Origin of the sequence: Pseudoalteromonas sp. SS15, assembly GCF_049257195.1 — a bacterium.
Lineage (GTDB): Bacteria > Pseudomonadota > Gammaproteobacteria > Enterobacterales > Alteromonadaceae > Pseudoalteromonas.
Window position 1 is genome coordinate 379,923 of record NZ_JBMMUD010000004.1, and the last position, 21,578, is coordinate 401,500.

Consider the following 21,578-nt stretch of genomic DNA (forward strand, 5'->3'; position numbering starts at 1 on the left):
TTAGTAGTTTAATTATTTTTTCCTAAGAGCCCACTCCTGATAAACGCCCTCACTTGTCATAGTGACAATCTTATTATCCAACGCTTTAATATCCAAATTTGTGCTCCCCAGAGATAAAGTTTCACTATGCCATGTAAATATCTCTTTTCCAGAAGACGTATCCCACAAAGATATATCGGTTTTCGGAGTGGTCGTTATCAATAGTCGCGCACCATCATAAAATTGACCACTTCTAAACCACCTGAATCTAGCGGTATAACTTAGTTTAGATAATAATTCTCCATTATCTAGCTTGTGAACTTGTTGGTTGTCTAAAACATCCGAAACAAATAGCTTGTTACTCTGCTCATCAATAATGAGTGAACTTATTCTTGTATTCAATTGTTTTGAGTAGCGTTTTTCTAGGTTATTCACTGACGACTTAACGACTTTACCATCTGTTCCACTCGTTACAACATAACTATCAGCGCTATTGAAATAAATATGGTTAACCGTACCTTCATGTATTTTTTTCTTAATCGATGAGTTACTTGCTTTGTTATAAAGAAAAACGGTCCCATCTGTCATGCCAACAGCAATAATCCCACCATAACGTGACAAGTTTATTGAAGAGATTTTTGCTAGGGGCTCGTCGCTTTGTACTTTTAAAGTACCAATCTGAACACCTTGTTCTAAATCCCAAAAATCTACATGATTTGCGCCACTAAGAAGCAGAAGGTTTTCGGATTTTTTGAAAAAAGTAGCCCTTAAGTCTTCAGGTGTTTTTGAAGGAGGTAAAGTAAATATCTTTTGCTTGCTATTAACTTGCCATATATTGACCAGTCTCTTTTCATCAATCACCAATAACTGCTCTAAGTCATCAGAAAATTGTGCTTTGTAAACAAGGCTTTGACTGAAACGATGATTATTTAACTGCTTTACCTCATACTGGTTAGAGTCTTCACATCCAGCTAAAAGTAATATCAATATCGTGATTACAACCCCTGTAGGTTTTATCATGTAACCTCCCATTACAGTTTATTCAACTGAGTTAGATCCCACTTTTCAACCATTGCATCAGAGTTAACTGTCAGCAATTCCCCTCTATCGTTGCTGTACATTGCCAAAATTGTAGCTGAAGGAGTTTGTACTTCACTCGTCCAAGTCCCTAGTTCTTCACCCGTTACTGTATCCCAAAATGTTAAGTGATTTTTAGATGATGAAGTAGCGAGTATGTTGGCATAATTAATAAAGTAAGCCTGTCTAAAGACCATAAAACGCGCCATATATTTAAGCTGAACATGCGCATTTTCGCCTTTCTTAGATTTGATGAACTGTGTTTTTAATGCATCAGAAACAAATAAACGCTCTTTTTGTTCGTCCATAGCAAGTGTTGTGATCCTATGTGAGAACTCCTGCTCTGTTAATGGTTCGGGAGAAGCAAAAACACGATGAGCCAACAAACCATCTTGTGATGCTGACCAATAATGATCATTATCTGTGAACACAATATGCGTGACAGGCCTGGTGTGAGGTTTAAAGCGGTTATTTAATCTTGTAGAAATAGTCGCCATATTAATTGCGCCATCAGACATACCTACAATTAATTTGTCGTTGTCATCCGAAATTGCAATAGACGATATAGTGGCAAGAGTTTGCAGACCTGCGAAATTTGTTTTCCCAATTAACGCTTTTCCAACAACCGACCATATTGCAACTTCATTTTCATTGGCAACAATCAGTATAGTTCCGTCTGAAGAAAGTCTTGCAAGTCTGGTGTTCTCCAATTGCTCCTTTTTAGCGATCTGAAACTCTATTGAAAAATCATTAGCATTTAAAACAACCACTTGGCCATCAAAATCTAATGTCATTAACAACCCACCGTGCTTTGCAAATTGAGCATGGAGTAACTGCCGCTTATTGAGATCTGATATGACACCTTGTTGCAAGACAACCTCTCTATCACAACCAGATAAAGTAATGATGATAAAAATGCAGAAAATAGTGAAATAATGCAAAACAAACCTCAAGACAAAGCCGAAAACCCGACACAGATATGCAATTTTAGTGCTGAAAATAAAATTAAATATGAATGATGTGATTGTATGTTTTATGAAGAGATAAAAATAGCTAGAGTTTAAACAATTGGTAAATTAAACGAAGAAAGCCAATCTATGAGACTGGCAAAGATTAATGACTCTAGCATTAATAAAGTTAGCACCATTTATTGTTACGGTTATGCGCCTAACTTTTGTAGATTAATATTATAGTTAGGAACAACAATGTTTATGACTCAATCTATGCAAACTTTAATCGAATTCAACTGCAAACATTATGCGTCCTTGCCATATAGTCTCCTTGGTCAATCCTTGTCAATAAATCGCGATTACCATCCTTGCGAAGTTGCGAGTAGTGGCCATTCCTTGATTACCTAGACCATTCCTTGATTACCTAGACCATTCCTTGATTACCTAGACCATTCCTTGATTACCTAGACCATTCCTTGATTACCTAAACCATTCCTTGATTACCTAAACCATTCCTTGATTACCTAAACCATTCCTTGATTACTTCAACCACTCCTTGATTACTTCAACCAGTCCTTGATTACCTTAACCATTCCTTGATTACCTTAACCATTCCTTGATTACTTCAACCAGTCCTTGATTACTTCAACCAGTCCTTGATTACCTTAACCATTCCTTGATTACCTTAACCATTCCTTGATTACTTCAACCAGTCCTTGATTACTTCAACCTTTCCTTGATTACTCTAACCTTTCCTTGATTACTCTAACCTTTCCTTGATTACTCTAACCTTTCCTTGATTACTCTAACCTTTCCTTGATTACTCTAACCTTTCCTTGATTACTCTAACCCTTCCTTGATTACTCTAACCCTTCCTTGATTACTCTAACCTTTCCTTGATTGCTTTAACCTGTCCTTGATTACTCTAACCTTTCCTTGATTACTCTAACCTTTCGTCAACTCAATAAACTAAAAGCATACTGAAGTATTGGGAGCGGCTTTGCCTGGTAATGGCTCAACAACACACTTAATACCAGTAGTAGGTCGAGAAGGAACAAGCGTGTCTTGGTTTGAGTTAGCAACTTCACCGCCGTTTATTACAGCCGTTTGTGAATAAGTAAGCTTGGTATTAGAGAGCTCTTTGAGTTTTTTCTTATTAATGGCTAAGAACATGGTTCGCCTCATTATTGATAAAAATGAAGAATTAAGTTTATTTAAAATGTTTAAATATAACTGCATTCAAACACGAGCTAGCTTTAGAAGCTGTGTACATAATAGCGAGGGATTATGAAAATTGTCATGAGGGATTAGTTACAAATACCTGATAGAGCAAACTCACATTTCAGTAACTATTTCGCACGCTCAAGTAAAACAACCTCATTACTCATTAACCTATGAATTTGAAGGATAATATTTTCAAAATCTGACTTTTTCACAATCGAAAAATCAAAAATAAAACTATCCTTTTCTGAAAACTCACTGAACACAACTGTCTCCTGTTGTGTCTCTAAAGAGTATTTCATAAGGTTTTTTCCCGTTGAATAGTAGATATGATTATCCAAATAACGCCAGTTTATATACGGATAACCTTTCAAAGAAAGTAGAATTTGTGAAGTTCCCTCGGTAGGATCAAATATGTGAAGGTTATTGTAAAAATCTTGATAAATGATTTTATTAGAAGATGATTTAAAAACCCGACGAGCATCATGATGAATAATTTTTTGAAGCTTTTCGGTCTCTAAATCTAATGTCCAAATATGTTGTTCACTTTGGTTGCCTTCCAATATGAGTAAAAGTTTTGTCATATTTAACCATGCTAAGTGCACAACTTGATTGTCTAGTTTAAACCTATCTACCTCTTTCTTATCTTCAGGTCTAAATAGAACAACTTGATCGCTTTGATGCAAAGCCATTAACCCATTACTCTTATTAAAATCCCCTCCTACGAGACTATCCATATCCAAAGCGTCTGCTAATACCGTTAATTCTCCACTGGAATAAGAGTTTAGTTTTAAACCTTCATTTTCACTGAAAAAATAGAACCCGTTATCACTAGACATAGGTGAAAATTCATTATTTCTCGTATCGGTTATCTGCTCAAATGTGTTAGCAATCGTGTTATAAGTATAAATATCAGCGTCTGAAGACTTAGTAGTTGCAATAAACGAATCACTGCTCACAACAATATTGCTGTAGTTTCTCGATGAAACTGCTGTTTTGCTCAAAGAAGCTAAATTCACATCATAAGAAAACAATTGTCGTGATTTTGTCTCGTACCATAAGAGTAATTGTGAGCCTTCATCCCACTCAACCCTATTTATACTTTCATTAGACTCATGTACTTTTCTTTGCATGCTTCCATCTGGGTTGGCAATGTGTATTTGACTAATCCCTGTTTGCCTTCTTACGAATGCAATTTTTTCTTTGTTGGGAGAAAGTGACACAAATCTATCTCCATAAGAATCAATATTTGGTGAGGTAACTTGAAACTCTTCGCCAGTTTCTAAGTCTCTGGCAACGAGAGCTGACAAACTAGGTACATTTCGATAACTAAATTTTGTATAAATTATTCTATTGTGCTGCTCATCCGTTACCATGCTCAAGATATATTGTGAGTCACAGTCTAAAACCTTTTCTTTAAAAGAAACTTCATTACTTACTTTAAAATCAGCTCGCCAAATTTCACAAACTTTCATAGCGTTATTGATAATTTGATAGTAGATACTATTACTATTTGAAGCCCAACCAATTGGATAGCTGTCGTGTTGCTCAGAAATGATTTTGGTGTTTTTATGCGTATCTAAATCAATGAGAAATATTTCATCAATCCCCGTTTTCACATTTTCTTTTGTTACCGCTAATTTTTCATTTGAAGGTGAAGGGCTAAGAGAAAAATAAATACTATCATCCGAAATGGAGAGTTTTTTTGATTCGAACTGAATAGGCTCAGGTTCTTTTAGATACCAATAACTGCCTGCTGAAACACATATAAAAATTACTAGAATTGATAGAAAAAACTGAGTGGAAAAAATTTGAAAAAACTTTATTTGCGCGCTTGCACTCTTTTCTTGTTCGTATGAAGTTAAAATGGGTTCAATATGATGATCTTGTTGCGCATTTTCTTCTAATACCTGATTTAAACGTTTATCTTCATCATCGACTTTTGTTTCTCTGACAAACTCCACATCTCCAACAAAGCTATACCCTTTTTTGTAATGCGTTTTAATTAAAATTTGTGCACTATCAGAAGATTTTAGGATCCTTCTTAAGTCTGATATAGCTTTATTAATTGCGTTATCATCCACATAGTGGTTCTCCCAGACACTACTGATGAACTCATCTCGTGAAACGATACGATTAGGATTCAAAATGAAATAACAGAGAATTTTATAGTTAAGTGGCGTTAGCTCTTGTGTTGTACCATCGCTGACTAAGCTACAACTTCTTGTTAAAAGCAACCAGTCTGCAAATTTAACCTGAGTAATATTAGCATCTAACAAAATCACACCACCTTTTTAACTAAGCAGCATTATTATAAATTTAAAATATTGCATATCAATCAGTTATTCATACTTTGATACACTCAAAAGCAAATCTATGTAAATGAATTATGTAGCTTACTCAACAATCACTCAGGAAAACATAAACACTAGAACACCCCCAAAAAACAAATTATGTTAAATTGAGTGCATTATTAATAATTTCATAGCGCTCTCACCAAAAACTATCAATAACGTTAGTTAAATCTTAGGATAAGCTTTATAAGAACAGAGTAAAACTTGCTACTAACAGCGCATAACCTACTAAGTAGAAATAAGCCGAGCTAGATGAAATCACACCAAAAATCATTTTTGGTAACCAAATTAAACTAGCCACAGTATTTGTCGGGTTAAATGCAAACATCACACTCACGAGACTACCTAAAAATGTGAGTAAGGCGCACACCCATGCAATACCAACACCGACTCCATTATCAAAAATTAATAGTGCAATACACATAGCCAGCAATGCGTAACCAACATGTCTAAAACGAGATTCAAGTTTATTGTTTCTTTTAGGAAAATTTGAGATTTTTTTATTGTACTTCGGCATTGCAAGCAATAAACAAAGCAACGCATGAAACATAATTAACATCGATAAAAGTATAATCATGATGCATGACCTCTTTTAAAATCACGGCCTGCTGAGTGTTCTTGTTGGTTAACTTTTACATTGAATATTTTATTTAGATAGTTACCTAAGACAAAACATGCCATTGCAACGGCAATACAAACTGCATCTACCCCAACAAATACCCAATTTTGATTAAGTAGACTAAACAGTAAATTGTGTTCCGTAGTAATAGCATTCACTATTGGCACTAAGGAGTACAAAAAGCCCGTCAAGAAAGTTAAGCTTACCCAAGCGCTATCAGCTTTTTTGGCAATAGCCTTTGCAACGGCAACTAAAATAAACGCTGTGAAAGTAATAAATAGCGAGTTCACTTCCCACAACGCACGTTCAGATAACTCGGTTGGCAGTACCCTATTTGCTATCAAATACATAGCGATACCAGCTGGCAAGCCTAGCAAACAAGCTAAATTTAGTCCTTCCGTAAAGCGATAACCAAAACTTCCACCGCCACTTTTTATCGCTTTAGCTCTTCTTTTCACGGTCCAAAGTACCATGCCAGATGCAATCATGCCTGTACCCAATAACCCTGTTAAAAAGTACAACCACCTTAGAGACGTTGACGCAAACAAGCCTTCATGCAAAGAACGAAGTACGTAATAAAACGACTTTGAAGACTCATGACCTACTTTCGCTTTGATGAGTTCACCAGTATTTGCATCAAATACCCATTTATCTCTGCTGTCACTTAAATTTTTGTGAATACTTCCAGCTTCGAAAATGGCATTTTTATCGCCTACATTCGACACAGAAAGCCAGGCTATAGGCTTACCAGCCATCTCTGCATCAGCACGTTCTAATAACGTTTTTAACTCTAACGAGGGCTCACTAATACCTGACGCTTTAACACTTGTACGATTGAAATACTCTTTAAAAAACGCATCTCTGCCTTCTTTACCCTCGCCATAATGCGCGTTCATTATGAGTGGCATTAAAGTATAAAGAAGCAGTAAAAAGCCGGTAAAAGTGATCATGAAATGAAAAGGTAAAGACATAACACTCATCAAATTATGCCCATCTAACCATGCTGTTGGCTTTTTACCACGTCTGAAAGTGAAGAATTCTTTAAAGATTTTCTTGTGGATCACCACACCTGTGATCAAAGCCAAAAACATAAACATAGTTGCAACACCGACAATATAATAAGCAATTTTTGTGGGAATATATCTAAGTCGATAATGCATTCTATACAGTGTTTGCCCACCAGCCGTCGCACGTGGGTTTAACTCCTCACCAGTATAAGGGTTTAACTTTATGCGTTGGCGCTTATTATCTGCATCACGGTATGAAATCGTCAAAAACGGCTGCGTTCTATCAACAGGAAAGCTGACTGAATAGTTTTTTAAATCTGCGCCCTTAGCAGCTAAAAACTGTTCAAGTACTGGCAACGAATCATCAGCAGTTGCAAAAAATGTAGGTGTTTGGGGCGTCATCCAGTCGTCGAGTTCGTCATCAAAATAGCCAACTGTGCCAGTTAAAAAGATAAAAAACAGCACCCAACTTAATAACAGTCCAACCCAAGTATGCAACCAGGCCATTGATTGTCTAAATGCGCTTTTCATAAAACTTCACCGAAATTTAAAAGCAACCAACAAATAGCGCCTAAAAAGAGAATTAAGATAGATAGAAAACTCGCGGCTTTTTTAAGATTATTCACCCCGAAAGACCACATAACCACAGCTGGAAAAACAATAAAAACCAGCATGGTCGACCACGCAACTGCATGCATTTTCTCAATTGGGAGTAAAAACGACACGCATAAACACAACAAAATCGAAAAAGCAGAGCCACCAATCACAGCAAGTAACGTTCTATTCATTACTTCTATTTTATGGGTATCAAAAACTAAGCGCATGACAATCCAAGGAAAAAACACAAGAAGCAAAATGATAATAATTCTCAGTTTTTATATCAATAATTTATTTGCAATAATCTTGAATAAGCGCAACTTTTACAAATGTAACAGCTGTAAGGTTGTGTAATTGCTTAGTAAGACATTATTAGTCACACTAGTGTGGCTTTTGTGAATGGATGAATAAAAGCGGGGAACACTGTCGTTCACCCACTAAGTTGATGTTGTATTACAACAACTGTGCTCTTAGAGCAGATAAGCTACTTAGTTATAGCCTTACCAAACCTAGTTTGGTAAGGCTTTTTTATTAGCCCAATGCAAAGAAAACTTAATTTACTACTGATTATTAAGTTTTCTTTGTTCTATCATAATTTCGTAATCCCTCATCAAACGTTCATGCCTTGTTTGAATATCAGAAAATAGCATATTATGCGGATCGACAATCTCAGCAACTTTCTCTCGTCGGGCAGGTCGGCATAGCTGTCGCTGTTCAAAATCTAAGATTTGTTTTAATAAATCAGGCCTATCTTTCTGAAAGTAATCGATATAAGCATGAGCTGAAGCATAGAGTAACCCTCTATTTTCATCTTTCCAACTTTCGTTTTCAGTAAGTAATTTGTCAAATTCTAATGGATAATAAACTAAACCAGTTGCATCATCCCACTCTTTTTGACTCATAAAATAGCCAGGATATCTCGTTTTAAACTGATACTCATAATATTCAGCAATACCCTCAGTTGACCACCTATTCATATAACCAAATTGAATAAAGTTAAATGCATGTGCAGTTTCATGCGCTATAGTTCCCAGGAATGACGTTAGATCAATTTGACCTCGATAATCAAGACGAGTCCGTGAAATGGCTAGATGCTTTGTTGGTGAATACAAGCCTGCACTAGTTTCAATATGATCTTCTGCACCTATTTTAGTCAGAATATCTGCATAGTCTGAATCAGTTGCAGCAATCCAAAGTTTGATCTCAGCAACATATAAACTATGACCTCCAAGTACCCTGATATAGTCTATGAACATACGTTGAATAGTCTTATTGACTACTGATTCTATTTGTTCAGCAATATCTTGTTCAAAATGTGCATTTAAATTTTTAAAAATTCCATCTTCAACTACGAGAATACGTACAGGTAATTCAAAATCATAGTATTTTTCAATTTGTTCAGATTCAGGATTATACACTTCTGTATATGGCAGCTTTTTACGTTCAATTGCCATACATGCTTTAATATCATCACTTGAAGGGGTCACTCTTAACCAAGGATGAGGCGCGTGAGGATCTAATTTCGGCTTTTTGGCTTCAGCATCATATCTCTTAAGCGTTGGTGCTTCTTTAATTACAACGGGTTTAGGCTCTTCATACTCAACAGGTTCTGGCCTTTCTGGAGAAAGCACTAACTCTTGAGTTTCAACGTCAATTTTAACTTTCTTTGGTTTATAAGTTGTTACGAATATAACAATGCCAATGCTACTGATAAGTAGAACAGCTATAAATATATATGCTTTCGAAAACCCAGCCTTAACATTAGAATCAGCCATCTACCAACCTCATAAATACTTCTTAAATCAAGCATTACACGGCTGAATATTTTCAACAACTAAAAACACATCAGAGTTGTAAATGGCTAAATTAATGCTAATAAGTTAGCCAAAATACAGGCATATCATTCAGTAAAACTAATTTATTTCTCGGCGTATCAGATCGATCGTTCCTATTGCAAATGGCCCGGTTCCCGCAGGGTCTTTATCGTTGTGAATGGTCATCCAATACCCTTTTGAATCACCAGAGCGAGGCATATGCATCATCGCCGTACCAATCCATACGTCAGAATCAACCGGATCTTTAACCGTGTAAACCAAGGCCGCAGTATCGCCCAAATGTTTACCTTGGGCTGAAAACTCACTCAACCTTGTAAGCTGCTTATCTCGCTTGAGCGTCCAACGCATTTTGCCGGTTAAACTTATATCTTCACCGAGCGTTTCAACAGTAATGTCTAAAAACTCATAATCGTATAAAGAAGAATGAAATGCCGTTTCTTCACCTAAATCACTTGGAGCCAAATCAACCCCTGCGCCAATATAACGCGCCCTATATTCAGGTAGATATTACGGCTCACCACTAGCTAGTCTGATTTCAGATAATAAGTGCAGTACAACGCTTAACAGCACAACCCCCAAAACGACAATTACCAACAAAATGCCAGAGCGGCCATGAAAGCCTTTTACACTCTCTATTTGCTGCTCTGCGTGAATAGAGTCTCTATTTTTTACTTCGACACACAATGCATTGACTTGTTCGTAACTAATGCCGAGTACATTGGCTATACGTCGTAGCTCAAATTCAGTAAAACTCTGTGGTTCACGCCATTTTTTATACAGGGTTGACTCCCCCATTCCCACGTCTTTAGCAAATCTCCGATTGGTCAGTCCTTGAGCCTCAATGTATTCCTTTATCCGTATCTCAATTGCACTTTTCAAAATAATATCCTTTATATTCAGTAAAGTAGAGTTAGATAGAGCGCTATGGATAGTACAAATTTACTTTTAGAAACTCAAGGTTAACATATTGAAACATCTGCAATCGGGCAGATGATTTAGAAACTTTTAAAGGAATGAAAAATGAAATTACAGCTTAAATTAGCTTCACTATTATTACTTTCAACAATTGGATTCACTGCTCATGCTACGAGTTCATACTTACCTGCTGCTAAAGTTGAAATTAAATCATGCTCTGTCAGTCAAGAAGGTTCAAAAAACTTTCTTACCGTAAGACATCAAGGTTGGACTTCAAACAATAAGCCTGGCTATGTTCACCACTTGGATCTTAAAGTAGAAATAAATGACGACAACTATGGGAATATATATAGATTGAAAGACTTAGGTACTCATGAAAATACGTATGATCAAACAAAAGTTTTCTTAGGTCACTACAACACAGGGACTATAACCTCAGTAAACTTCCAAACTAATAGTGGCCATGAGGTTGAAACAACTAGAAAGTACCTGTGCGAAGGTTTAAATTATTAAAAATTATGGGCTAGGCTAAAACCTAGCCCATAACTGATTTATTGAATTCGCTGTTTAAGCCTTGCAAAGGTTTTCATACTTTCATCTGCGACCAAAATGCTGTAGTCAGGATTTTTCGCAATAAGCTGATAGTACGAGTCTCCATTTTCATCCATTGCTTTTTTAATATCTCGCAACAAATATTGGCTGTCGCCTGCGTCATCCAGTCTTTCAATCGCTACTGTTTGGTTTTGTAAAGACCCAGCACTTTCAGGCGTAATAAATTCCAGCAACAATAAATCACCATCAACAATGGGGTTCTTGCCACCATTCATCGAATTACCGCTGGCTCTAGCAAAAAAATGCTTATTAGAATCTACTTTACCGATCCCATCGGGTATATCCATGTACTCAGCATCACTTTCATCACCAGTCTTGAAGTGTCCGCAGGCAATTTTTAAATTAGGGAAGTAAAGTAGTTGCGGTTTATTCTGCTCAATACTTATTAAGTTGTTGTTAGCAGAATCCACCGTATCAATAGGTTCAGTTGGAACAGTCAAATTATCGCTTTGAGCCTTAATACGTTGTGAATATTTAGCTAAAGCTAATTCCGTAAGTTCCAGAACTGCATGTTCTAAAGCTGGTATCAAATTTGGCTCAACAACATCATTAAATTTAAGTGTATCTCCATCAACAATGAACCATTGAGTACCATCCTTATTCTTTGTCGTGTAGGCTTTGATTGGGTTATCTTTCCAATATTTCAGCCATTTTGACGAAGTCGGTTCAGAATCGATTAATTCTTTTTTAAGATCGTGCTGTTGGATATGCGGGTAACGCTTCAAGATCAAAGCACTTTCTCGTGCTAAGTTTAATAACTTAGGCGGTGTTCGAAAGCCATCTAATTTTATAAAAGCTTCAAGCAAAATAGCTTTAAAGCTCTTAGTCATACTTGTACTTTGTATGCCCTTGTTAAGAAAACTATGAAATCCACTAATTGAGATTGCACTATTTTGCTTTTCTTCGTCAATCTCAGATATTTTGCTGATTAGGTCAAACCATCCATTGTATTTTTTATTTACCTTTTTAATATCGCCAAAGTGATAAAAATATTCACTCGCAGTAGGTAAATGCCCTAATAATTCTGCTAATTCCTTTACATCATCCATGACACTTGCTTTTTGTAACCTACTTAACTTTTTCCAAAAATCAAGAAGTTGAATGTCATAGTTTACGAAACACCCCTCGGCTAAAGTTAGATTATTCACTTTACTTATTAAAGACTTAATTGAATCTGAGTTCAGTAATGCAAACGGTTTATTTAAGAAACTATGATGGTTTCCGATGAAATCAAGCACCACCAAATGGGTTTTATCTTCAAATAACCTTAAACCTCGTCCTAGTTGTTGTAAAAAGAGAATTTTAGATTCACTCGGTCTTAACATCATCACCGTATCAATACTTGGCAAGTCAGTGCCCTCATTAAATAGATCTACCGTGAATAGTATCTCTATTTTTTGTTCATCTAACTGTTTTAAAGCCTCATTTCGACGCACTTCTGATTGACTATGAACTGCTAATGCCTTTATTCCCGCTTTATTAAAATAGTCTGCCATGTAGTCCGCATGCTTTGTAGAAATACAAAATGCGAGTGTTCTTCTTTGCTTGTATTGTTTCCACTGCTTGATTGCATGTTTTGCGCGTTTTTCTGTAGCAAACTTATTCTCTAATTCAGTAGGATCAAAGCGACCATTTCTCCAAGGGATTGCCTCATAATCAACATTTTCATCCCAAATGCCGTAGTAATGAAATGGCACTAGCGCATTTGACTCTATCCCTTGGGTCAATGTTCTTTCAAATACCAAATTATTATCACATAAACCTAAAATATCAGATTGGTCAGTTCTTTCTGGAGTTGCTGTGAGTCCAAGCAAAAATCTAGGCTGGAAATAATTTAGAATTAATCGATAACTTGGAGCACTGGCATGATGAAATTCATCAACAATAATGTAATCAAAAGAATCTACATCAAACTGAGTTATGTTCTCTGCCCTGCCAATAGTTTGAACTGACGCAAAAACACAATCCGCATCTTTTGATTTTATTGAGCCATTATAAAACCCTGTTGAATGAGGCAATATTTGAGCGTAAGTGCGCTGAGCTTGGAGTAATATTTCTTCTCTATGTGCAACAAATAATATTTTCTTGGCTGCAAACTGTTTCACATCAAAAGCGCTTAGCCAAGTTTTCCCCATTCCTGTTGCGAGTACAACAAGGCCTCGTTTATAACCCTCAGCTCTGGTGTTTCTTAGCGCATTTAATGCCAATAGTTGATCTTCTCTTGGCGCAATTTCTTGTAATTGTTCAATATCATTCTGCGGAACAGTTACTAGCTTATGAACTTTTCGTCTTTTACAATAAGCATTAATCCATTCATGAGTAAGTTGTTTAGCGGCCTCATCGGTGAATAGTGTTTTAAACGCCTGTTTGATTTTAAAAAACTGCATTGCGTCTTCACTTGTGTCTGGAGCTCTAAAATCATGCCGATAATTCCATTCCAAACCTACAGTAAGCGCACTTTTACTAATATTGCTTGAACCAATAAATGCACAGCCTTGCGTTATTTTATTTTTAGTCGTTTTTACAAAGATATATGACTTCATGTGAAAGCTAACATATTGCTTGGAGTCAAAAATTTTGACTTGTGCTCCTCTATCGACCAAAGCCATTAATTCACGCAATGCTGTCGGATGAGTTATATCTAGATAATCTGAAGTTAATAAACGAATTGATGCGCCACTTTTGAGCGCTTCGGCCAGTGGATCAAATAACAACGCTAAACCACTAGGCTGAATAAATGAAACTGTTATTTCAATTTCTGTTGCATGATTAATTGCGTGAATAAGATGAGGCAATAACGGATTTTCGCCGCCAATAGTCAGTTTTTCTCCATTTAATTGAAGAAAATTATTATCCTTAAATTTTTCCATACTACTTATGATTTTTATTTTTTAATTATTAGTGCATTCAGCCAAATCTCGCCTTTGCGTTCTGGTCTTTGATCTTCACTTTGCCATGTTTTTTCAAGGGTTAACTGTGGCTCTGCGTCTATCAATGCTTTTAAGCTTTCTTCGGTTAAGTCTGTGAAGTGACGGCCATTTATGTCTCGCTCACCTTCACCGTACTTAAAGCTAACGTACAACACACCGTTTGGTTTTAAGGCATTGGCAAGTTTGGTGAAACGATCGGGTAATTCGCTGTGTGCAACGTGAAGTAAGCTTGCACAGCACCAAATACCGTCATATTGGTTTTGGTCGTTAATTTGGCGAAATGTTTTGACGTAAACGGGCTGCTCTAGGTGAAAGCTGGCGATTTCTGCCAGTTCGGCAACCGCATCAAATGCAGTGACCTTGTAACCGAGCTTTTTAAAATGCAGAGCGTCTCGGCCCGAGCCACAGCCTGCGTCTAGAATATGCGGTTTTAAGCCATTCGGGCAACCTTCGGCTGAAGGTATATGCGGTAAGAATGCGTTGTAAAACTCGCCCATATCTATATGGAGCGTGCTGTTGGCGAATGCGCTGGCGTTCTGAGCGTAGTAGTCGAGCGTTTGTTGTGTCATGTGTTTATTCTTTACCAGTGTGAGAGTGGTGACGTTGGGTTTCACGCCTGTGCAGTTTTAATATAGCTGCTGCTCGCCAAGTTTCTTTGTAACTTAGTTGTTTGCTAATTTAGCTTAATTTTTTGTAGATGAGTAGTGATAAGAATCAATAAGTTATTCATGTTTGGTCTGATTATTTTAAATTGCTTTTAATATAAGCAGATAACCCGAAATATAGTGGATGTTGTCGAGTTATTTTTTACCCGACATAAAGTCGGTGCTACCGAGTTAAACTTTACCCAACGTAAAGTCGTTGATAGCTAGCTTATCTTTTTGTTCTAGCCTTAAACCATTGCTCAAAATCGTATTCAATAAATGGGCTTACATGCAGAAAATCTAATGCCAATGCGTCTATGTCTAGCTGCATACAAGGGTTCGCTATTTTTTGATTAAGCGCGTTTGCTAATATGGTTCTTGTCTTTGGGTTTTCAAATAAATAAGCAACCCACACCCAACTGCTTGCATAGTTGTGGCGAACGCCATGTGCCCTCCATTGCTTTCTATCTTTGCTAAAAACTTCATAAAACTTGAGAGGCTGATAATTCTTGGATGAAAATTCATACCAATTAATCGCATTAACTTCGGTTGGTTGATTATCATTCCTGCGTATTGCGCTTAAATAAGTCGCCAAACCTTCATTTAATGCGACTGGTAAAACCCCCATATTTTGGGCAACCATACCGTGTACCACTTCATGAGTCGTAGTTTTTAACGTTTCGTTATCATCGACTCTTGCTAATACATAAGCTTCTTTTAGACTATGGAAGTAAACACCGACACTATTAGTTGTGTTGCCAGAGCTTATGTTATTAACAACGTTTAAATATCTACTTTTTTCAGCATAAAAATAAATACTCATAAACGTAGTGTATTTTAGTTTTACACCATAGAGACGCATATTGTTATAAATTCGCAGAATGTTCTCGACATTCCCTTTTACAATAAAGGCTTTTTGAGGAGTTAGTATGTCACCATTAAAGTAATACGTGGGTTTCAATATCTCGCCATCGTTTTCTGCTATCCGCACTCTGTTTGTAATATCACAGCCATCTACATAACCTTTTACATAAACACTGTCTTTAACTGAAAACTCTGTATCAGCTCGACTGTTATCGTCTAATTTATTAATAGCGTCATTACCTTCTTTGCTCGTGATGTCTGCTTTTAATTCATCATTACTGCTATTGAAGTTTTTATGTTTAAAAGTAACACTGTAATCGCTATACAATTCTGTTGGCGCTGTATGCTTAGTACTTTGAACATCAGTTACAAGTTCTTCTTTTTCATCAATATAATGACGTAATTTTGCACCTAAATTTGTCAGTCCATGATGGCTAAAATGATGTTGCAAATTTAAAAGAAAAGGTCGAAGTTTGTTTTGCTTCGACACATTTTGCTCAACGTTAATAAAAGTGACTAGGTTGCCCATTACAAATATCGTGATACAAGACGTAATAACTGAAGTTAATATGATTGATTCAAGCTTCAATGTTGTTTTACTCATTTCGACTCCTTTGCTTTCAATGCAATGCTTAACTTCGTTCGTAAATTTTCTAGTTCTAGTAGATACGCCTGCAACTGCTCGTCGACTGCAGCGATATACGCTTTGGTAACAGGTACTGTTGAATTTTTCAGCTGCTGAAGATGTGTTTGCAGTTCTAAACTGTTGAATTTTTCCTGACCACTATCAATATAATGATTGGCGATTGGCTTTATCTTGGGTAACACTTCTCGTAATTTACCAGCACCTTCTTTGAACATCGCGATTGAGTCTTTGTGTTCGCCATTGGCTTGCTCTAAAAGAAGTAATTCACTTACTTTGGTTAGTTGAACAGTAATTCCGATCACCGCATCAATTTCTTCTAATGTATCTGAAATGCTCCCCTTTAAGTTGTCAGTAACAATCTCTTCGGCGGGCTTATCCTCATTCACTAAAGAAAAGACGGTTTCACCAAAATAACTGTGTAAATCAAAACTTTTTTGTAATTTACTCAGATATTTTTGCTGCTGTTTTATCTTTTCAACGATCTGCTCGCCGAGTAAATCTTTCAAAAACGGCGACTGGTCAATTTTGTGAAACACGGTGTAAGTTGCAAAAGTAATGACTATTGTGAATAGAAAAAATACTACTCTGTATTTAAGGAGCCTCTTTAAAAGGTTAAAAAGGCGCCTTTTATTCGTGCGCGGTTTATAAACTTGGTTTGACTGCCAGCGATTTTGCGAGCGCGTTAAATAATCATGCGGCTTTCTGGATCGCTTAAACATTATAGAAGCTCCCTTAATTAACGCGTCGACAAATGGTTGATCCAGCGCTGAATTAAACTTCTTTCTTTTGAAGTTAAACTCACAGCTCTTAGTTGGCATTTCTTAAATACAAATTGGCTAAATGCAATTGCTAAGCTGTGCGCATCGTCATTGTATGAGAGCTGATGCCCTGACGTTCTGATCCGTATGATCACACTTTCGATTTGATTAAATGTCAGCTCGCTATCAAGTCTTTGTGCTACGAACTGCACAAGTCGTCGGGTTTTAAAACATTGCTTCTTTAAGCCCTTCTCAAGTGAGGTAAACAAGCGGTTCATCAATGGCAAATTGGTTGTAGGTAAACCTGTAATTGATTTAAGCTTTTTGAATAAGGTTCTGATTAAACTCACCGACTTTTTTACAGGCGTCGTTAATTTTGGTTTTATTTTTTTGGTGCCACATTGAAGGTTGCTTTGCACTGTCTGCATTGCTGGGGTCGTCTTGCTAATCACAACGTTTGGATAGCTACCCTTTAAACTATATTCGCTTGGATCATATAAGTAGCCACTGTGATACTTAATGTCGTCGAGCGGGAGTGCTTTTATAAAATCACCAAACTTTTTGAAACCATACCGAGGAAGGTTATTTGAGATCCCTTTGAATAAAGGAGTGTGCATAAACTCGTTAATGTGAACAGGCTTACCTTGCTCGATTAACTGAGTAATGTATGCCAGCGCATCTCCGAGATGCTGACTATGAATGACATCTACTTTTGGCGCAGAATCATTCAGTAATTTGTCTAGCTTTAGACTTCGACTAGCAGATAACAGATAGCATTCACTCACTTTTCTTCCAAAGTAGCCAATTGTGCTTTTTACACCTTTGTCACTTGCTTCATTTACCAACGGGGTAAAATCAGCATCAGCGCTTAAAACATAAAGTTCACTCAATGGAGCATCGGATAAAAGCACTTTCATAGCATCAATGACAAGTTTTTGATCAGCTGCGGTTTTTCCGTGGTATGTGAGCGGAGGACAATCTATTATTTCAAAGCCTGCTTTTTTGAGCTCTTTAGCATATTTGCTAAACATAGCGCAGTTAATATAAACCCGCTTTATCGAAATAGGCGCGCTAAACTCAAGCTTTTTAAAAACTTCGATGAGTAATTCTGAAGAGAAATTACGTGAAAATTCATTAATATAGCAACCGTAAAGGTTGTCAAAATCTATAAATGCAGCGCTTAGCATAAAATTCTCCTCTACAGCTCATTAATATAAATGTTGTTTATAAAAATGGCTTTCGCAAGGAAGCGGGTACAAATGAATTACTCATCAGACTAGTGAGTTTTGTTTTTGAGTGTTTACAGGGAGGGTTTGCTAAAAGGTTATTTTGATTTTATTGTTTAGGTTTTACCCGACATAAAGTCGGTGCTACCGAGCTTAGTAGCACCATTACTGGTTATGGTTATCTAATCTCTTCTAAACGATAATCGCCTGCGCCAGAGTATGAATAAACAATATATCGATAATAGCCTGAGCTTGCTTGGTAGCTAATTGACTCTGTTGATGTTGGCGTTTCAGAAATAGCCACTTGCTGCCAGCTTCCGCCCTGCCAACGCTCTATTTTCAAGTCAAAATCAGCATCGCTTGGGCCAGTTAGCTTTAAGCTTATTGAACCACCACCATACTGAAACCAACTGCCATTTGGCTCTATGGCTTGTTGTTTATCAGCTAAGTTGCCTGTGTAAATGGTGCCTTTAGGTGGGTCGATAATTTGGTCGTTAACAGTAAAGCTAATTGTTTGTGCTGGGCTGCTGATATTCGAAATACTTAATCCCGAATCGCTACCATTCCACCATAATGCATTGGTGCCGCGTGAAGCTTGCGCATTAGGCAAGGTGTTTGAAAACTCTCCTGCATAATCAAATAAATCTTAGCCATCGCCACGATTGCGTTTGTACTCAGGATCGCGATTGCCATCTGCGTGTTCCATTTGAATATAGGGTTTCCATTCATTTGAGTTACTGCCCGAGCTGTCAACGTGCCAAATTGCTAGGCCTTGATCTGGCTGCTCTGAATTTTGGCCACTTTGATGAATGGCCTCTATATAAAACGCTTCATTGCGATTACTTGGGTTTGTCCATTTATATGACGCATTAGAACCTGAAGTATGACTGAGCGTGCCTTTTGGTGCGTTTGCATTGATTGCTGGGTTTAATTCAGTAACGGTGTCCCACCCTGCAATTGCCCTAAAATGCGCGACTGGCGGGGTGGGCTTAAAGCGATTTGTTTGCCCGATTGCGCCATATCCCATTACACCAAAACTGGCGACCGAGCCTTCTGAGCTGCCGTCGTAATCGTATAAGTCGGGCCAATTGGTAATTAAGTGACCAGACTCATGCACAAAGGTGCCGATTGATAAGCTACTGCGCATGTCGGTGATTTGGTAGCGGTCGGTACACACACCGTCGGCACAAAATCTTGGACTGAGACGCGCCATATGTGGCCATAAGCCTTTCGACCAACTACTGTCGGAGTTACCTGCATAAAAGATATTTAAACCGCGAATCTGTTTGTTGCTGTTGGTAGTGAGAGTTGAGAAGTCGAAACCTTGTTGATACTCAAGCCAATCTAACGCTTCTTTGATCAACTCTTGTGAGCGAACCGTAGAGCTCAAACTTGAGTCGGCATAGTAAGCTTTGTTCTTTTTCGCCGTGTAGTACTGAGTGACTGTGTTGGTGTAATCAAGCTTGCCACCCGAGACTGATTTGAAATAGCCTCTTACCGACTGTGCATTGCCAAATTCAGTATAAGTGTCGTTATTTAAAAAGCGCTCAATTTGCGCCTTACTGATCGTGCCTCGCTCATCAGGAAAGTCGATAATGATAGTAAGGCCTTTCACCTGCCCTGATATTTGTGCATCGACCTGTGTGGATTGCAAGCGTGACTGTACTGAGTGAGTATGTATATCGTGCTCGCCCAACATACGCTGCTGCTGTGCTTCAACTAAGCGTTGTTTGGCTTCGGTACTTAGCCCTGCTTGTTGAGTTCGAAGCTGAGCACTTTGAATGCCCAACTGATTTTTAGCATTGACTAAAACGCCAGTTGAGATTAACTCGCTCCCATCGTCATTTAATTTGGCATACGCCATGCCTTTAAGTGCATTGTCAAAAATAACAAGGCGACCATCAGCCGTTCTTTGCTCTGCGTAATAGCTATTACCATTGAGTGTTAGGGTGATCACTTCACCATTAGGTTGAGTGAACTGGTATTGCTCATTCTTGTATGGAATAGCTGCAAATGCCGTGCTGCTGCATAGCAAGGTTGCTATTGCGGTGTGTTTTAAGTTCATGATTATTCCTTTCAGTTTATTTGTCCCCCAAATCGGACAAATAAACTATTAACCTAAAATTTACATTTGGCAAATTTTTTGTGAAAGGAATTGAGAATTTTACCCGACGTAAAGTCGGTGCTACCGCGCTAAATACTCGGTAGCAACGAATTCATTTCGCGTCTTTTTTGAAACTATTACCCGACGTAAAGTCGGTGCTACCGTGCTAAACACCCGGTAGCAGTGAATTCATTTCGCGTCTTTTTTGAAACTTTTACCCGACGTAAAGTCGGTGCTACCGAGTTAACTCAAGTCGGTGGCGCCTGTGAGTGTTTCAAAGAGTTTCGCGATTGTGTGGCGCGTTAAAATCTAGCTCTGGACCATTTGGGATCACCCCAGTTGGGTTAATGGTCTTGTGACTCGCGTAGTAATGCTCTTTAGTATATTCGATATCAACCGTATCGCTTACTCCCGGCACCTGATACAGCTCTCGAACATAATTGCTGATATTGTCGAAGTCTTTCAGCTGAGTACGATTACATTTAAAATGACCAAAGTACACAGCATCAAAGCGGATAAGCGTCGTGAATAAACGCCAATCGGCTTCGGTAATTTGCTCGCCAACTAAATAACGATTTTTGCTTAAATGATCTTCCAGCCAATCTAGACTTTCAAATAAAGCATCATACGCTGCGTTATACGCTTCTTGTGTCGTTGCAAAACCCGCTTTATAAACACCGTTGTTAATGGTGTCATAAATGCGAGTGTTCATCTGGTCAATTTCAGGTAGCAAAGCTTCTGGGCTATAGTCATCTGTGTTGCCAGTGAGTTCATTAAACGCGGTATTAAAAATACGAATGATCTCCGCCGATTCATTATTGACTATGGTTTGGGTCTTTTTATCCCACAGAATTGGCACCGTCACGCGACCTTCATAACTTGGATCTGATTTTAAATACAGCTCATAAGCATATTTAAAGCCATAAAGCGGGTCTTTTTCATCATCAAACTCCCAGCCATTTTCTAGCATTTGAGCTTGCACAACTGTGACATCAATGAAAGATTCAAGCCCTTTCAGTGCTCTAAAAATCAGTGTTCGATGTGCCCAAGGACACGCTAAAGAAACATAAAGGTGATAGCGGCCAACTTCAGGTTGATAAGGGTTATCACTGTCTGTGCTAATCCTGTTTCTAAATTTGCTATCTTGGCGTTTAAATGCGCCTTTGCTTTCTTTGGTGTCGTACCACTTATCAACCCATTTGCCGTTTTGCAATAAACCCATAATAAATCCTCTTAATGC

Annotated in this window: 17 protein-coding genes and 1 pseudogene; 1 reads left to right on the forward strand and 17 read right to left on the reverse strand. The window is 37.6% G+C overall.

Going from position 1 to position 21,578, the window contains the following annotated elements:
• Window positions 1-12: 12 nt before the first annotated feature.
• From AAEU28_RS10915 to AAEU28_RS10960, 10 genes are all read right to left on the reverse strand, one after another.
• Window positions 13-999: a WD40 repeat domain-containing protein gene (locus tag AAEU28_RS10915; RefSeq protein ID WP_421964135.1), complete on the reverse strand. Its 987-nt coding sequence runs from the start codon at window positions 997-999 to the stop codon at window positions 13-15.
• A gap of 11 nt (window positions 1,000-1,010) precedes the next feature.
• The gene (locus AAEU28_RS10920) at window positions 1,011-1,928 is read right to left on the reverse strand and encodes a WD40 repeat domain-containing protein (RefSeq protein WP_421964136.1); all 918 of its coding nucleotides are present in this window, start codon (window positions 1,926-1,928) and stop codon (window positions 1,011-1,013) included.
• Between the two features lie 1,047 nt (window positions 1,929-2,975).
• Window positions 2,976-3,179, reverse strand: coding sequence for a hypothetical protein (locus AAEU28_RS10925; protein ID WP_421964137.1), 204 nt, complete (start codon window positions 3,177-3,179; stop codon window positions 2,976-2,978).
• Between the two features lie 176 nt (window positions 3,180-3,355).
• On the reverse strand, window positions 3,356-5,506 hold the full coding sequence (locus tag AAEU28_RS10930; RefSeq protein ID WP_421964138.1) for a winged helix-turn-helix domain-containing protein: 2,151 nt from the start codon (window positions 5,504-5,506) through the stop codon (window positions 3,356-3,358).
• A gap of 259 nt (window positions 5,507-5,765) precedes the next feature.
• Window positions 5,766-6,158, reverse strand: a complete 393-nt coding sequence (locus AAEU28_RS10935; RefSeq protein WP_421964139.1) for a DUF3325 family protein — start codon at window positions 6,156-6,158, stop codon at window positions 5,766-5,768.
• Complete coding sequence (locus tag AAEU28_RS10940; protein ID WP_421964140.1) at window positions 6,155-7,738, reverse strand: PepSY-associated TM helix domain-containing protein; 1,584 nt, start codon at window positions 7,736-7,738, stop codon at window positions 6,155-6,157. The genes AAEU28_RS10935 and AAEU28_RS10940 overlap by 4 nt, the downstream gene beginning before the upstream one ends.
• Window positions 7,735-8,031, reverse strand: coding sequence for a hypothetical protein (locus AAEU28_RS10945; RefSeq protein ID WP_349287656.1), 297 nt, complete (start codon window positions 8,029-8,031; stop codon window positions 7,735-7,737). Before AAEU28_RS10945 ends, AAEU28_RS10940 begins: the two co-directional genes overlap by 4 nt.
• Window positions 8,032-8,364: 333 nt before the next feature.
• Window positions 8,365-9,579, reverse strand: a complete 1,215-nt coding sequence (locus AAEU28_RS10950; RefSeq protein ID WP_421964141.1) for a hypothetical protein — start codon at window positions 9,577-9,579, stop codon at window positions 8,365-8,367.
• 138 nt (window positions 9,580-9,717) lie between these two features.
• The gene (locus tag AAEU28_RS10955; protein WP_421964142.1) at window positions 9,718-10,101 is read right to left on the reverse strand and encodes a hypothetical protein; all 384 of its coding nucleotides are present in this window, start codon (window positions 10,099-10,101) and stop codon (window positions 9,718-9,720) included.
• 45 nt (window positions 10,102-10,146) lie between these two features.
• Window positions 10,147-10,518: a helix-turn-helix domain-containing protein gene (locus tag AAEU28_RS10960; protein WP_421964143.1), complete on the reverse strand. Its 372-nt coding sequence runs from the start codon at window positions 10,516-10,518 to the stop codon at window positions 10,147-10,149.
• Between the two features lie 141 nt (window positions 10,519-10,659).
• On the opposite strand from AAEU28_RS10960, the gene AAEU28_RS10965 reads away from it, so the two are divergent.
• On the forward strand, window positions 10,660-11,067 hold the full coding sequence (locus AAEU28_RS10965) for a hypothetical protein (RefSeq protein ID WP_421964144.1): 408 nt from the start codon (window positions 10,660-10,662) through the stop codon (window positions 11,065-11,067).
• Between the two features lie 38 nt (window positions 11,068-11,105).
• Here the strand turns inward: AAEU28_RS10965 and AAEU28_RS10970 are convergent, their stop codons facing one another.
• The 7 genes and pseudogenes from AAEU28_RS10970 to AAEU28_RS11000 form a co-directional block, all read right to left on the reverse strand.
• Entirely contained in the window at window positions 11,106-14,036 is a 2,931-nt protein-coding gene (locus AAEU28_RS10970) for a DEAD/DEAH box helicase family protein (RefSeq protein WP_421964145.1), read from the reverse strand.
• 14 nt (window positions 14,037-14,050) lie between these two features.
• The gene (locus tag AAEU28_RS10975; protein ID WP_421964146.1) at window positions 14,051-14,665 is read right to left on the reverse strand and encodes a class I SAM-dependent methyltransferase; all 615 of its coding nucleotides are present in this window, start codon (window positions 14,663-14,665) and stop codon (window positions 14,051-14,053) included.
• A gap of 304 nt (window positions 14,666-14,969) precedes the next feature.
• The gene (locus tag AAEU28_RS10980) at window positions 14,970-16,208 is read right to left on the reverse strand and encodes a hypothetical protein (RefSeq protein ID WP_421964147.1); all 1,239 of its coding nucleotides are present in this window, start codon (window positions 16,206-16,208) and stop codon (window positions 14,970-14,972) included.
• Entirely contained in the window at window positions 16,205-16,756 is a 552-nt protein-coding gene (locus tag AAEU28_RS10985) for a hypothetical protein (protein ID WP_421964148.1), read from the reverse strand. The genes AAEU28_RS10980 and AAEU28_RS10985 overlap by 4 nt, the downstream gene beginning before the upstream one ends.
• A 230-nt stretch (window positions 16,757-16,986) precedes the next feature.
• Entirely contained in the window at window positions 16,987-18,195 is a 1,209-nt protein-coding gene (locus tag AAEU28_RS10990) for an NYN domain-containing protein (protein WP_421964149.1), read from the reverse strand.
• Between the two features lie 217 nt (window positions 18,196-18,412).
• A pseudogene (locus AAEU28_RS10995) lies at window positions 18,413-20,299 on the reverse strand (M6 family metalloprotease domain-containing protein).
• A gap of 313 nt (window positions 20,300-20,612) precedes the next feature.
• Window positions 20,613-21,560: a glutathione S-transferase family protein gene (locus tag AAEU28_RS11000; RefSeq protein ID WP_421964150.1), complete on the reverse strand. Its 948-nt coding sequence runs from the start codon at window positions 21,558-21,560 to the stop codon at window positions 20,613-20,615.
• Window positions 21,561-21,578 lie beyond the last annotated feature (18 nt).